8 protein-coding genes and 1 pseudogene are annotated in these 13,884 nt (G+C 68.2%); 3 read left to right on the top strand and 6 right to left on the bottom strand.

Features of this window, described 5'->3' with window-relative positions:
• Positions 1–74 precede the first annotated feature (74 nt).
• The gene (locus AB3X10_RS04060) at positions 75–2,774 is read right to left on the bottom strand and encodes a TonB-dependent receptor (RefSeq protein ID WP_369979286.1); all 2,700 of its coding nucleotides are present in this window, start codon (positions 2,772–2,774) and stop codon (positions 75–77) included.
• A gap of 1,159 nt (positions 2,775–3,933) precedes the next feature.
• Here AB3X10_RS04060 and AB3X10_RS04055 point away from each other — a divergent pair.
• Entirely contained in the window at positions 3,934–6,564 is a 2,631-nt protein-coding gene (locus AB3X10_RS04055) for a TonB-dependent receptor (RefSeq protein WP_369979285.1), read from the top strand.
• Between the two features lie 232 nt (positions 6,565–6,796).
• Here the strand turns inward: AB3X10_RS04055 and AB3X10_RS04050 are convergent.
• From AB3X10_RS04050 to AB3X10_RS04040, 3 genes and pseudogenes are all read right to left on the bottom strand, one after another.
• Positions 6,797–7,399, bottom strand: a pseudogene (locus AB3X10_RS04050) (expansin EXLX1 family cellulose-binding protein); the annotation flags it as partial.
• Between the two features lie 337 nt (positions 7,400–7,736).
• The gene (locus tag AB3X10_RS04045) at positions 7,737–8,156 is read right to left on the bottom strand and encodes a VanZ family protein (RefSeq protein ID WP_369981641.1); all 420 of its coding nucleotides are present in this window, start codon (positions 8,154–8,156) and stop codon (positions 7,737–7,739) included.
• Positions 8,144–9,328 (bottom strand): class I SAM-dependent methyltransferase, encoded by a 1,185-nt coding sequence (locus tag AB3X10_RS04040; RefSeq protein ID WP_369979283.1) that lies wholly within the window; start codon positions 9,326–9,328, stop codon positions 8,144–8,146. Before AB3X10_RS04040 ends, AB3X10_RS04045 begins: the two co-directional genes overlap by 13 nt.
• A 54-nt stretch (positions 9,329–9,382) precedes the next feature.
• Here AB3X10_RS04040 and AB3X10_RS04035 point away from each other — a divergent pair, with 54 nt between their 5' ends.
• A complete protein-coding gene (locus AB3X10_RS04035) occupies positions 9,383–10,117 on the top strand; it encodes a pteridine reductase (protein WP_369979281.1) in 735 nt (244 codons plus the stop codon).
• 146 nt (positions 10,118–10,263) lie between these two features.
• Here AB3X10_RS04035 and folK read toward each other — a convergent pair whose 3' ends face one another.
• Complete coding sequence (folK, locus tag AB3X10_RS04030) at positions 10,264–10,785, bottom strand: 2-amino-4-hydroxy-6-hydroxymethyldihydropteridine diphosphokinase (protein ID WP_369979279.1); 522 nt, start codon at positions 10,783–10,785, stop codon at positions 10,264–10,266.
• A gap of 95 nt (positions 10,786–10,880) precedes the next feature.
• On the opposite strand from folK, the gene AB3X10_RS04025 reads away from it, so the two are divergent.
• Positions 10,881–11,720 (top strand): 20S proteasome subunit A/B, encoded by an 840-nt coding sequence (locus AB3X10_RS04025; RefSeq protein ID WP_369979277.1) that lies wholly within the window; start codon positions 10,881–10,883, stop codon positions 11,718–11,720.
• Between the two features lie 645 nt (positions 11,721–12,365).
• Here AB3X10_RS04025 and AB3X10_RS04020 read toward each other — a convergent pair.
• A complete protein-coding gene (locus AB3X10_RS04020) occupies positions 12,366–13,880 on the bottom strand; it encodes a response regulator (RefSeq protein ID WP_369979275.1) in 1,515 nt (504 codons plus the stop codon).
• Positions 13,881–13,884 lie beyond the last annotated feature (4 nt).

Raw genomic sequence — 13,884 nt, 5'->3', positions numbered from 1 at the left:
CATCGGATCGACCGCCCGGCGCCACCGCGGCGCCGGGCCTGATGCGGACTACCCCGCAAGCGCCTGCGCCGCCCTCACAGGATGTCCCACTGCATCGACACGTAGAAGCTGCGGCCAGTGACGCCGGTCATCTGCCAGCGGCTGCTGATGTCCTTGTACGCCTCTTCCTTCTTGTCGGTCAGGTTGAGCCCGCCGAGCTGGAAGCTGAGCGTGTCGGTGGCCTGGTAGCCGAGCACCGCGTCGAGCTGGGTGCGCGCCTTCATGGTGTGGCCTTCGCGGGCGAAGAAGCTGTCGCTGCTGTCCTGCTCGTACTCGCTGCGGTGGTTCAGCGACAGGCGCGCGGAGAACATCGCGTTCTCCCAGTAGCCGGTGGCGTTCCAGGTCTTCTCCGACAGGTTGCGGATCTTGAAGTCGGTGTCGCGCTGCGGGATCACCCGGGTGAAGTTGGCGGTCAGGCCGAAGCCCTGGATCGGCAGCCACGCATCGAACGACTGCGTCCAGCCCAGCTCGTAACCCTTGATCTTGACCTTGCTCGGATCGTTGCGGGTGGCGGTGATCTCGTAGATGTTGCCGCCGCCGTCCACGCAGTCGCCGGCGCCGTTGCTGGACAGCGCCGTGCCGTTGAACGTGGTCGGGCAGACGATGCTGTTGAAGGTGCCGTTCTTGACGTTCTTCCAGAAGCCGGCCAGGGTCAGGCCGCCGCCCTGGCCGTAGTACCACTCCAGGCTGAGGTCGGCCTGGTCGGCGGTCAGCGCCTTCAGGTCGGTCTGGCCCAGCGACACGTCGTAGGTGGTGGTGCCGCCGGTGTTGCTGCCGGAGGAAATGGTGGTGGCGATGGCGGTGTTGCTGTCCAGGATCGGCCGCACCAGCACCTTGCCGGCGGCGAAGCGCAGCAACAGGTCCTCGCGCATGTCCAGCACCAGGTTCAGGCTCGGCAGCCAGTTGTGGTAGTCGTACGGCGCGCGCTCGGTGCCGACCACGTCGTTTGCGTCCTCGCTGTACTGCGAGGCGGCGGTCAGGTAGGTGTCGGTGGTGCGCTTGGTGCTCTCGTAGCGCACGCCGACGTTGCCGCGCAGGCGCATGCTGCCGAGGTCGGTGTCGATCTTGGCCAGCGCGTAGGCGGAGAAGATGTCGTTGCGGATGTGGTAGCTGGCCTGCGGCGCGAACAGCACCGGCACGGTGATGCCGGAGGCGGCCAGCGCCTGCGCGTAGGCGTACACGTCCGGCGCCACCCAGTCGCTCTGCGAGGCCAGGTTGCCGTCGAGGAAGTTGCTGACGTTGGAACTGGCCGCCGACAGCTCCGGGAACATGGCGTAGCCGGACACCGCGCCGGAGTTGATCAGGTACAGGAAGTCGCGGCGCCAGACGTTGCGGTCGAAGGTCTCGCGGCGGAACTTGGTGCCGACCTTCACCGAATCGAGGAAGCCGGCGCCGACATAGCGTTCGGCATCGAACTGCAGCGACCATTCCTTGTTGCTGAGCTTGGTGATGGCGCCGTTGGGATATTCGTCGCGGACCAGGTTGGCCTGGTCCCAGGCGCTGGCGTCGGTGGCGTCAGCGTCGGTGGTCAGCGAGATCGCGCCGGGGTTGGACATGTCGAACAGCGTCGCCGACGGCAGGCGGCCGAGGATCACCGCGCGCTCGTCCTCGTCGGTCTTGCCTTCGGTGTAGTTGGCCACGCCGCTGAAGGTCCACGCATCGCCCTTCCACTTGGCGTCCCAGGTCAGCAGCTGCGAGGTCAGGTCGTGGCGCTCGAGCTGGCGGTTGTTCTCCAGCCAGTAGTTGGACGCCGACACCTTGGTCGCGGTCAGGCCTTCGGTCTCCAGCACGGTCAGGTAGTTGCGGTCCAAGGAATAGACCAACTGGTTCATGTCGTTGTCGGTCTTGTCCTGCGAATACAGCGCGGTCAGGTTCATCTCCAGCCGGTCGTTAGGCTTCCACTGCAGGCCGGCGGTGAGCATCTTGCGGTCGGTCTCGCGCTCGATCGAGCGGTAGCGCGGGCGGCGCGGGATGTACAGGGTGCCGTCGTCGGTGTCCTGGGTGTACCAGCGGTCGATCCACAGGTAGTCGGCGCGGTCCTTGAGCTTCTGGTAGCCGGCGTTGACGAACACGCCCAGTTCGCCGCCGTCGGCCAGATGGAACTGGTCGATGTAGGTGAGCACCGCCTTCGGCGTCGGCGCGCCGCCGGCGAATTCGGAATACTGCTCCTTCGCCGACAGGATCAGCTTGCGCTGCTTGTAGTCCAGCGGCTTGGTGGTCTCGATGTTGACCGTGCCCGACAACCCGCCGGCGTCCATGTCCGCCGACGGCGACTTGATCACCTCGATCGCCGCGGCCACTTCCGGCTGGATGATGTCGTAGCGGAAGCCGTCGGTGAAATCGGCGCTCTTGATGGTCTGGCCGTTGATCGTGGTGGCCGAATACTGCGGGCCCAGGCCGCGGATGCTGATGGTCGAACCGCGGCCGTTGATGGTGGAGATCTGCACGCCGGGAATGCGCTGGATCGCCTCGGCGATGTTCTCGGCCGGGAACTTGCCGATGTCCTCCGAGGAGATGCCGTCGGTCATGCGCGCGTCTTCGCGCTTGTTGTCCAGCGCGGTGATCAGGCTCTTCTGGTAGGAGCTGGTGACGGTCACCGTATCGAGCTGGGAAATCGAATCGGATGCGGGCGCTTCCTGCGCCTGCGCGCCGGCACTGAGCAGGCCGAACGCGATGGCGGTGGCGAGGACGGACGGGGAACAACAGTGCGGACGGGAGCGGGCGGCATGTGGCATTGGGCTATCCTGGTTGATGGCTGATCGGCACGACGACGTCTGACACCCAGCGGCAGCGATCGGCAGGCAGCACCCTCCATTGCGCCCGACGCGACGCGCAGGGCGGTGCCGTCCGTGCGGGCACGGAGTCGATGGAGCGTTCTGTCTGTTTCCTGCGCCCCGTGTTGCGGGAGGCGCGTCCCCGTCCCTACCCCGGAGCGGGCGATTGCATGCTGCTGCTGGACTGATCGATCCCGAATTGGCAAAGACCAATTCCAGGCGCTTCGATTCTTATGGTCTTAGAAAGATTGTGTCAACGCCGCAACACCCGGAATGTCCGAATGACGCCTGGACTTGCGCCTCGATCTCAAAAAAGCTCTTACCAATCAATGCAGTGTGCGCGAAAAATATTTTCATGGCGGCGTTCTTCACGCATCGTTGTCAAGATACCTATGTCGCACCAATTCTACGAATGAGACCAATTTTGTGCGCCGCGACATAACTGCGCCACGTTCTCATTTGCACGGCCTCGCCATCGCTCCGGCTATCGGCGCAACTCATTGATGCACAGGCATTTCGAAGCATCCCTAAGGCCAACTCCCGGCGCAGGCGCGGGTTTCGGATGGCAAAACCAGCACCAGACGAATTTCCCGGCAAAGACTTGACATCGTTGTCATAGGCTCGTAAGAATCGGCGCACACGGGGGTGGAGCCGCGCATGCGCGGCGCGAAAGCGGGCCATGGGAGGCATGTGATCGCAATGATCCGTACGCGCGCATCGCGTGCCGCACCCGGCACTTCGTGGCAGCGCCTGAAGCGGCGGCGCGCCCTGCCCGGCAGACGGCCGTCGGTGCTTGCCGCGCCAGGCTCCCTCTCCGCGCTCCGGCGGCATCCCGCCGCATCCGCGGCGTTTCCCGATCCACCGCTGCGTGCGGCGACGCCTGCACCAGCAAACGCCGCGCGGCGCATCGCCCTGCCTTCGCTCAACGAGCCAGTCGGGCGCGCGCGGTTGCGCGGCGCCGGCACAGCCCGCCGCCCTGCACAGCGCAGGACCTCATCCAGCACCCCCCATCACCCCAGCAGGCACCAGCACAGCAGGCAGTAAGGCAACAGGCAGATCCGGCGCGCGGCCGAATGCCCGCGCAATCGCGTTGATCCATTGAATGATGAGGAGAGACATCATGCAATATCGCCATTCCGTCTTGTCGGCCGCCATCCTCGCCACCCTGGCCTGCGGCGCGCAGGCGCAGCAGGCGCCCACCGCCGCCACCGACCTGGATGCGGTCCAGGTCGTGGGCATCCGCGCCAGCCTGGAGAAGTCGCTGGACACCAAGCGCAACAACGTGACCGTGTCCGAGGCGATCACCGCCGAGGACATCGGCAAGTTCCCCAGCACCAACGTCGCCGAAGCCTTCGCGCAGATCCCCGGCGTCACCATCGACCGCCGCTTCGGCCAGGGCGAACGGGTCAGCATCGACGGCACCGATCCCAGCCTCAACCTGTCGTTCCTGGACGGCCACCCGGTGGCGCAGGCGATCTGGCTGTACGGCGAACAGCCCAACCGCGGCTTCGACTACACCCTGCTGTCGCCGCAGATCCTGGGCCGCGCGGAGATCGTCAAGTCCTCCGAGGCGCGGCTGGTCGAGGGCAGCCTCGGCGGCACCGTGCTGATGCACAGCCGGCAACCGCTGGACCTGAAGGCCAACGAGATCGCCGGCTCGGTCGGCTACAGCTACAGCCAGCAGGCCAGCGAGGGCAAGCCGAACGCCTCGCTGCTGTACAGCTGGAAGAACCCGCAGGAGACCTTCGGCGTCGCGGTGTCCGCGCAGCACTACGAGGAGCGCGTCGACCGCCAGGGCATGGAGGTGTTCGGCTACGCCAAGGCCGCGACCTTCGCCAACGCCGGCGGCGTACCCGCCGATGCCGACGTGCCGAATTCGGTCAACGCGGCCTGGTTCCAGCAGGACCGCAAGCGCGACAGCGCGGTGCTCAACCTGCAGCTCAAGCCCAGCGACGCGCTGGAGTTCAACCTCAGCGGCCTGTACATCAAGGAGAACTTCGACAACTACAACCAGTCGATGTACAGCTTCCTGACCTGGAACCAGGGCACCATCGACGCGGTGGATGCGCTCGGCAGCGTGCGCAACGGCGTGGTCGGCAGCGGCCACTCCGGCGCCAACGCCAATGCCGGCGGCGGCACGGTGATCTACGACAACAACGTGCGCCAATCGGAAGTCACCACCAAGGGCATCGACCTGCGCGGCGCCTTTCGCGGCGAAGGCTGGGGCGTGAGCGGCCAGCTCGGCCAGAGCAAGTCGGAGAACAAGGACCTGTCGCAGTACTTCATCGAGCCGTTCTACAACGGCGGCTTCAGCTGGGACCTGCAGCGCGGCATCCGCTTCGACGATCCGGCCGGCGCGCGCGACCCGGCCAACTGGGGCTCGGCCGGCGGCTGGTTCGGCAACAACGGCGTCTTCGCCACGCAGAGCAAGGACCGCTACGGCCAGCTCGATTTCAATGTGCAGTTCGACAGCGTGTTCAACCAGCTGCTGTTCGGGCTGCGCCAGGGCAAGCACGACGAAGACTTCACCTTGAACGTGTACGGCGGCGTCACCCCCGGCACCCTGGCCGACGTCGGCACGATCGGCCTGACCGACATCCAGGGCTTCTATCCGGATCAAGGCCAACACGTGCAGGCCGGGCGCGGCAACGTGATCGACTGGATCCGCAACAGCCCGGTCGACTACGCCAATCCCGACCCGGCCAGCTACCTCAACAACAGCTGGGCGCTGCAGCAGACCAACAACGCCGCCTACGCGCAGCTGAACTTCTCCAACGCCGGCCTGCGCGGCAACCTCGGCGTGCGCTACGTGGATTCCAAGACCGAAGGCAGCGGCTTCGTCTACAGCGGCACGCCGACGCTCGACGACCTGGACGGCAAGTGGCAGACCCGCACCCGCAAGGAACACTTCCTGCTGCCGTCGCTGAACCTGGCCTACGACACCGACGCCGATTGGGTGTTCCGCTTCGCCGCCGGCAAGGTGATCGCCTGGGCGCCGTACAACCAGATGGTCAACAACACCTTCTTGAACGACACCACGCTCACCGGCAGCGGCGGCAACGCGGCGCTGTCGCCGTACGAATCGTGGAACTTCAACCTGTCGGCCGAGTACTACTTCGCGCAGCAGGCGGTGGTGGCCTGGTCGCTGTTCTACAAGAAGATCGACAACTACATCGACACCTCGGCCACGATCGAGCGCCAGTACAACTCGATCCGCGACACCTCGCCGCAGACCTGGGCGCAGATGCTGGGCAGCAACGGCTGTACCGCCGACGGCTACTGCGACTACAGCATCCAGCGCCCGCGCAACGCCGGCGACGGCAAGGTCAAGGGCTTCACCCTCGCCTACCAGCAACCGTTCGGCGCCAGCGGTTTCGGCCTCACCGCCAACTACACCTACGCCAACGGCGAGAACAACACCGGCGACCGGCTGCCCTACCAGTCGCGCAACAGCGTGGCCTTCAGCCCGTACTACGAGAAGGGGCCGTGGAACGCGCGCATCGGCCTGAACTGGCGCGACAGCTATCTGGCCGGCGGCTACGTCGCCGGCGCCGCGCCGGCCAGCGTCGACGACTACACCGACCTGGGCGCCAGCATCGGCTATGCGATCAACGAACAGTGGTCGCTGCAGGTGGACGCGCAGAACCTGCTGGACGAGGAGTACTTCCAGTACCTGGGAGACAAGGACCACCCGGCCGGACGCTACAAGAACGGCCGCCGCTACATGGCGACGCTGCACTTCAAGTTCTGAGCGCGATCCGGCGCCCGGCCGCAACGGGAACCACGCTTTGTGTAGGAGCGGCTTCAGCCGCGACCGGCAGCATGGGGCATGCGGATGCCCCGCGCTGTCGGGGCCAAAGCCCCTCCCACAGTACATTCAGCAGGCTATCCGGCGCCGTTCCGTCAGGCGCCGTTGCCCATCGACAGCCGCAAGGGTCGCTCCGGCGACGGCGCAACGCGATCACGCGCCGCGCCATCGCCGCTCACTTGGCGAACTGCACATGGCCCTCGACGAAGTACACGCCCTTGTCGCCCTGGCTCGGCAACGCCGCCAGCGTATCGGTCACGACCTGGCCGCGGATGTCGGTGAGGCGGATCTCCAGCAATTGCGCGCCCATCTGCTCGCCGACGAAATGGTTGTAGGGCATCTTCGGCAGGCTGACCCAGGCGCCGTCCTTCTTGTATTCGAACTTGACCACCGGATACAGGTGATTGCGCACCTGGATGGCGGCCCAGTACTGCGAACTGCCTTCCTTGATCCGGTACACCACGTTGCCGTCGATCGGCGCCGCGACCACCTTCCAGCTGATCGGGATATGGCCGGCACTCATGTCGCCGATGGCGGCGAAGGCGTTGGGCGACAGGTCCAGGCCGCAATCGCCGCCCTCCGGATACAGGTCGGTGACGTAGACCGTGGCGCTGCCGAGCGGACCCTGCACCTGCAGGTAGGCGCCGGCCAGCGCGGCGGGGACGCCGCCGTAGTTCATCTGCGTCGGGTTCAGCGCGGTGATCATCGCATCGGCCGGAATCGGATCCAGCAGCACGGCGCCGCCGGAATAGCCGGAACCGGTATAGGTCGCGGTGCCATTGCAGATCCCGTCCCAGGCGGCGACGGCAGGGGCGGCGATGGCGGCCAGGCACAGCCCGGTGCACAGGGCGATGCTGCGCAAGGCGCGGGGGGCGTTGCATGCAGGCATGCGGATTCTCCTCGAAGGCGGCGCCGGCCGCAGGCGTGCCGCCGCCGGCCATGGCGCAGGGCGCGCGGTGCGCCGCGCGGCGGCCCGGGCACTGCACGGGCCGGCGCACTCTATGCCAGGCGCGATGCCCGCACCGGCACCGCCACCGGGGAAACCGCATCTTGGCCGATGGCGTAGACCGCGGCGCCGCGCCGGCAACGCCGCGCGCGCCGCCACGCACCCACCGTCAGCGGCGGTCGCGGCGCCGCGCGCCGGTTTCCAGCCGCCACAGCAGATCGCGCAGCGGGGTCAGCGCGGTGGCCATGCCCGCCGCCACGCCCAGCGCATCGGCCAGCGCATCGAAGGGATCGGCCGAGCGCGTGGTGGTCCAGGCGCCCTGCGCGAACTCGATGCCGATGCCGAGCAGCACCAGGCCCAACGCCGCCCGACGCCAGGCGCGCGGCCCGGCGTAGACCTGCACCGCGCCGGCCATCAGCAACAGGTAGGCGAGGAAATGCTCGGCCTTGTCGCTGTCCGGCAGGTCCGACAGCTGCGGCGGCTGCGGCATCAGGCACACGTAGATCAGCACCAGCACGCCCAGCCACCACAGCCCCAGCCACAGCCAGGGCCGGCGGAACCCACGCACCGCGGCCATCACAGCCGCCAGGTCAGGTCGCCGGCCAGGAACGCCGGCGCCAGCGACACGTCGCGCTCGAAGCCCATCACCTGGAAGCGCTCGCCCATCTCGCTGGGCAGGGTCAGCCGCTTCACCTGCTCGCGCAGGCGCAGGCGGCCGCGTTCGTCGCTGCGCGCCTCGGCCTCGGCCAGCAGCGCGTCCAGGCCGTTGCCGAGCAGGAAGCTGGCCTGGGTGCAGTAGCCGCCAAGCGCGAAGCCGGCGCCGGTGCCGGCCTCGGCCAGCGCGGTGAAGTCCACCGACGCGGTCAGGTCCTGCAGGCCCGGCCACAGGTAGGGATCGGCATGGGTGCGGTGCCGGTAGAACGCGCGCAGGGTGCCGTCGTCGCGCTGCGGCAGGTAGAACTCGCCGCGCGGATAGCCGTAGTCGACGAACAGCAACGCGCCGCTGCGCAGGCCGCCGGCCACCGCCTGGATCCAGTACGGCAGCTGCGGCAGCAGCTCGGAGCGGTAGCCGTCGGCGAACGGCGCCTCCAGGTAACGTTCGATGTGCCGCACCGCCGCCGCCAGCAGCGGATCGGCCGGCTGTTCGCCGCGGCAGAAACGGCCTTCGCCGTCCAGGGTCACGGTTTCCTCGAACACCTCGCCCTCGCGCAGCACGAAGCGCGGCGTCGGCAGCGCATCGATCACCTCGTTGGCGAACAGCACCCCGTTCCAGTCGTCCTCGAACGGCCGCTCCAGCCACTCCACCAGCTCGAACACCGGCGGGATCAAGGCGCGCTGCAGGCGTTCGCGCTGGCGCGCGCGCAGGTCGGCGCTGGGTTCCAGGATCGCGTAGCGCTCGGGCAACGCGTCCAGCGCCAGCAGGCGCTTGAGCATCACCTCGGCGAACGCGCCGCTGCCGCCGCCCACCTCCAGCATCCGCGCCTGCGGCCCGAGCTGCTGCAGCACCGGCGCCAGCGCGTTGGAGACGGTGGCGGCGAACAGCGGCCCCAGTTCCGGCGCGGTGACGAAGTCGCCCTCCTCGCCGAACTTGCTGCTGCCGGCGCTGTAGTAGCCCAGGCCCGGCGCGTACAGCGCCAGCTCCATGAAGCGCGAGAACGGGATCGCACCGCCGCCGGCGGCGATCTCGGCGCGCAGGTGGGCGGCCAAGCGCGCGCTGTGGGCGAGCGCGTCGGCGTCGGGCGTGGGAAAGTCGATAGGCATGCGGCGCTGGATTGCGTGGACAATGCACAGCATAGCCGAGCGTGGAATGCACACATGACCGAAAGCAAAGTCGCCCTGATCACCGGCAGCGCGCGCCGCATCGGCGCCGGCATCGCGCGGCGCCTGCACGCGGCCGGCTATCGCGTGGCGCTGCACGCGCATACCTCGCAGGCCGAGCTGCAGGCGCTGGCGCAGGAACTGGAAGGGGCGCGCGCCGGCAGCACCTTGACCCTGCACGCCGACCTGCGCGACGCCGCGCAATTGCCGGCGCTGGTGGAGCAATGCGTGCAGCGCTTCGGCCGGCTCGACGCGCTGGTCAACAACGCCTCCAACTTCTACCCCACCCCGCTGGCCGAGGCGACCCCGGCGCAGTGGGACGACCTGTTCGCGGTCAACGCGCGCGCGCCGCTGTTCCTGGCCCAGGCCGCGGCCGCGCAGCTGCGCGAACGCCAGGGCGCGATCGTCAACATCACCGACCTGCACGCCGAGCAGCCGCTGCGCGCGCACCCGCTGTACAGCGCGGCGAAGGCGGCGCTGGCGATGCTGACCCGTTCGCTGGCGCTGGAACTGGCGCCGCAGGTGCGGGTGAACGCCATCGCCCCCGGCGCGATCCTGTGGCCGGAGTCGGGCAAGGACAGCGCCGCGCAGCAGGCGCTGCTGGCGCGCACCCCGCTGGCGCGGATCGGCCGGGTCGAGGAGATCGCCGAGGCGGTGCGCTGGCTGCTCGACGACGCCGGCTTCGTCACCGGGCAGACGCTGCGGGTGGATGGGGGGCGGGGGCTTGCTTGAGGGCTGGGATTCGGGATTCGGGATTCGGGATTCGGGATTCGGAGACGTTGCACGCTGTCGGGGGATTGCACGCACTGGCCAATCGTTGCGCAGCTCTCCTCCTTACCGCGCCATGACAGCCGGAGGCCCCTGCGCGGCCTCCGGCTTTACCGATTCCCCATTCCCGATTCCCCATTCCCGGCTTCATCCAGCTCCACCACCTCGAACGCCTCCCCGAACTGCGCATGCGCCTGCCACAGCGCGCCCAGGCTGCGGCCGCTGACCGGGTCGACGAAGTCGGCGGCGATGTCGGCCAGCGGCTTGAGCACGAAGGCGTGGCGCAGTTCCGGGCGCGGGATGCGCAGGTGGCCCGGGCCTTCGACGATGCGGTCGCCATAGAACACCACGTCGATGTCCAGGGTCCGGTCGCTGAAGCGCGGGCCGCTGCGGTCGCGTCCATGCGCGTCTTCCAGCGCATGCAGCCACGCATCCAGCGGTCCCAGCTCCCAGTCGGTCTGCAGCGACACGGCATTGTTCAGGAACGGCGGACCGTCGAATCCGACCGCCGCGGTGCGGTAGGCCGGGGACACCGCGATCGGGCCGAAACGCTGTCGCAGCGCGGCGATCGCCGCATGCAGGTGGTGTTGCGGGCGCAGATTGCTGCCCAGGCTGAGGAGCACGGTGGTCATGCGATATTCGCGCACGCCGCGGCGGCGAGCGTCAACGGGTAGCCAAGCCCGTCCCCCCCGCATAGAATCGAAACGCACTGATTTCCGGCAGCGACATGACTTATTGCGTAGGCATCGAAGTGGACGAAGGCCTGGTCTTCGCCGCAGACACGCGCACCAACGCTTCGCTGGACGACGTCCGCGTGCATCGCAAGCTGCATGTGTTCGAGTATCCGGGGCAGGCGGTGTTCGTGCTGATGTCGGCCGGCAACCTGGCCACCACCCAGCTGGCGATCTCCAAGCTGCAGCGCGACGCCGACGACCCGGACGCGCCGCGCAGCCTGCGCTCCTTCAAGCACCTGTTCGAGGTCGCCGAATACGTTGGCGAGGTGCTGGTCTCCAGCCAGGTCAAGCTGTCCGACCAGTCCCAGCACAGCGGCGTCAGCGTGCAGTCCACCCTGATCCTGGGCGGGCAGATCGCCGGCGAGCGGCCCGGGCTGTACATGATCTACCCGCTGGGCAACGCCATCGCCACCTCGCCGGAGACGCCGTACCTGCAGATCGGCGAGTCCAAGTACGGCAAGCCGATCCTGGACCGCATCATCCGCCCGGAGATGCAGCTGGAGGACGCCGCGCGCACCGCGCTGGTGTCGCTGGACTCCACCATCCGCTCCAACCTGTCGGTCGGCATGCCGATCGACCTGGCGCTGATCCGCCGCAACGACCTGCGCGTGACCGAGCGCCTGCGCCTGGAAGCGGACACGCCGCTGTACTCGGAAATCCACGACACCTGGTCGCGCAAGCTGGAGAACGCGGTGCGCACGCTGCCGCGCTTCCCGTGGGAACCGGCGATGGCCACCGAGAGCGAAACCGACAATCGCGGCAGCCTGCCGCCGCTGCCGCCGCGCCGCGTCCCGGCCCGGCGCGACCCGGAAGACCAGTCGTCCCAGCAGTGAGGCGGGGATTGGGGAGTCGGGATTGGGGATTCGCAAAAGCGGCATCCAGGCGCCCGATCGTCCGCGCTGAAGCGCTTCACCTTCCGTGCGACTGTGGTGCCCTGGTCGTCGCTGTTGCCTGAAACGAATCCCGAATTCCGGCTCCTCAGCCACTCTCCAGCAGTGAGGCGGGGATTCGGGATTGGGGATTCGCAAGAGCGGCATCCAGGCGTCCGATCGTCCGCGCTGAAGCGCTCTACCTTCCGTGCGACTGTGGCTCCCTTGCCGCCGCTGTTGCCTGAAACGAATCCCGAATTCCCAATCCCGAATCCCGGCTCTCAGCCAGCGAGTGAGGCGGAGATTCGGGATTCGGGATTCGCAAAAGCGGCATCCAGGCGTCCGATCGTCCGCGCTGAAGCGCTTCACCTCCTGTGCGACTGTGGCGCCCTTGCCGCCGCTGTTGCCTGAAACGAATCCCCAATTCCCAATCCCGAATCCCGGCTCCTCAGCCATCGAGCGAGGCGGAGATTCGGGATTGGGGATTCGTAGAGGCAACGGCAACGGCTGGCCCCAAAAGCTCAGCGGCAGCATTGCCTTTGGCGCATGCGCCGGGTATCGCGATTCGCTTCTGCGAATCCCCAATCCCGAATCCCGAATCCCAGCCCCTCAGCCACTCTCCAACGCATGCGCCACCGCGCGGAACACGCGCTGCATTTCCAGCGGCTTGCGCAGCACGTGCACGGCGATGTCGCGCGGGAAGTGGTCGCGCTGCAGCGCGGTGCCGGCATCCTCGAGCACGATCGCCGGGCCGCGGTAGTCCAGGTCCTGCAGCGCCAGCAGCAGGCTCACCGCCGACAGCAGGATGATGTCGCTGTCCACGATGACCAGGTCGGGCATGCCGCGTTCGCGCACGTCGCGCAGCGCGGCGGCGCCGTCGGAGGCCAGCTGCGGCTGGTAGCCCTGGCTGGACAAGGCGTTGCCGAGCAGCGACAGGCGCGTGGCCTCGCCGTCGACCAGCAGCACGCGCTGGCCCTTGCCCATCGGGATCGCCGGCTCCGGCTCGGCCGAGGGCGCGTGGCCGCGCAGCGGGATCAGCAGTTCGAAGCAGGTGCCCTCGCCCGGGGTGCTGTCCACGCCGATGCTGCCGCCGTAGCTTTCGACGATGCGCTTGCACGAGATCAGGCCCAGGCCGGTACCGTCGGGCTTGGTGGTGAAGAACGGGCTGAACAGGTGCGACTGGGTGTCCGCGTCCATGCCCACGCCGTTGTCGCGGACCAGGATCCGCACCTGCTCGCTGCCGTCGGCGCCGAGCGCCGGTGCCGCGGAGATGGCCAGGGTGCCGCCATTGGGCATCGCCTGGATCGCGTTCAGGCCCAGGTTGAGCAGGCACTGCTGCAGCTCGGTGTAGTTGGCCTCGATCGACAGCTCGGCGTCGACCACTTCCACCTGCAGCCCGACCCCCTCGGGCAGGCTGCTCTTGAGCAGCATCTGCACCGCCTGGAACAGGCCGGCGATGGACACCCGCTCGCTGGGCGTGCGCGAGCCGCGCACGAACGACAGCATCGACTCGGCCATCTCGTGGCCGCGCCGGCCGCATTCGGCGATGACCTCGGCCAGATGCCGCAGCTGCGGGTCGTCGCTGCGTCCGACCATCAGCTCCGGCACGATCAGCAGCGGCTGCAGGATGTTGCGCAGGTCGTGGCTGAGGCCGGCGGCGAGCATCGCCAGGCTCTCCAGCCGCTGCGCGCGCATCAGTTCGCCCTCGACCCGCTGCCGCTCGCGCTCGGTGCGCGCCTCGCGGATCGCGCGCGCCACCGCCGACGGCAGCCGGGTCGGGTTGTGCTTGATGATGTAGTCGTTGGCGCCGTCGCGCAGCGCCTGCACCGCGGTCTCCTCGCCGATGGTGCCGGAGACGAAGATGAAGGGCACCGCGTTGCCGTGCTCGCGCAACACGCGCAAGGCCTCATGCCCGGAGAACTCCGGCATGCTCAGGTCCGACAGCACGATGTCCGGCGCGAACTCGCGCAGCGCCTCGCGCAGCGCGGCCTCGCCTTCCACGCGGCGGAACGTCGCTTCCAGGCCGGCATCCAGCAGTTGGTCGGATAGCAGCTCGGCGTCTTCCGGCGAATCCTCGACCATCAGGATCCGGATCGGTCCGAGCTTGGTGCCGGTCATGGGCATGCGC

The organism is Xanthomonas sp. DAR 80977, assembly GCF_041240605.1.
Classification (GTDB): Bacteria; Pseudomonadota; Gammaproteobacteria; order Xanthomonadales; family Xanthomonadaceae; genus Xanthomonas_A; species Xanthomonas_A bundabergensis.
Note: the sequence above shows the minus strand (reverse complement) of the source record. Positions and strands in the feature narration are given on the sequence as shown.

What these genes read in the sequence shown, in the direction of transcription:
- AB3X10_RS04035 (WP_369979281.1), top strand. Translation starts at nt 9,383, where the DNA reads ATGACCGAAAGCAAAGTCGCCCTGATCACCGGCAGCGCGCGCCGCATC.
- folK (WP_369979279.1), bottom strand. Translation starts at nt 10,785, where the DNA reads ATGACCACCGTGCTCCTCAGCCTGGGCAGCAATCTGCGCCCGCAACAC.
- AB3X10_RS04055 (WP_369979285.1), top strand. Translation starts at nt 3,934, where the DNA reads ATGCAATATCGCCATTCCGTCTTGTCGGCCGCCATCCTCGCCACCCTG.
- AB3X10_RS04040 (WP_369979283.1), bottom strand. Translation starts at nt 9,328, where the DNA reads ATGCCTATCGACTTTCCCACGCCCGACGCCGACGCGCTCGCCCACAGC.
- AB3X10_RS04025 (WP_369979277.1), top strand. Translation starts at nt 10,881, where the DNA reads ATGACTTATTGCGTAGGCATCGAAGTGGACGAAGGCCTGGTCTTCGCC.
- AB3X10_RS04060 (WP_369979286.1), bottom strand. Translation starts at nt 2,774, where the DNA reads ATGCCACATGCCGCCCGCTCCCGTCCGCACTGTTGTTCCCCGTCCGTC.
- AB3X10_RS04020 (WP_369979275.1), bottom strand. Translation starts at nt 13,880, where the DNA reads ATGCCCATGACCGGCACCAAGCTCGGACCGATCCGGATCCTGATGGTC.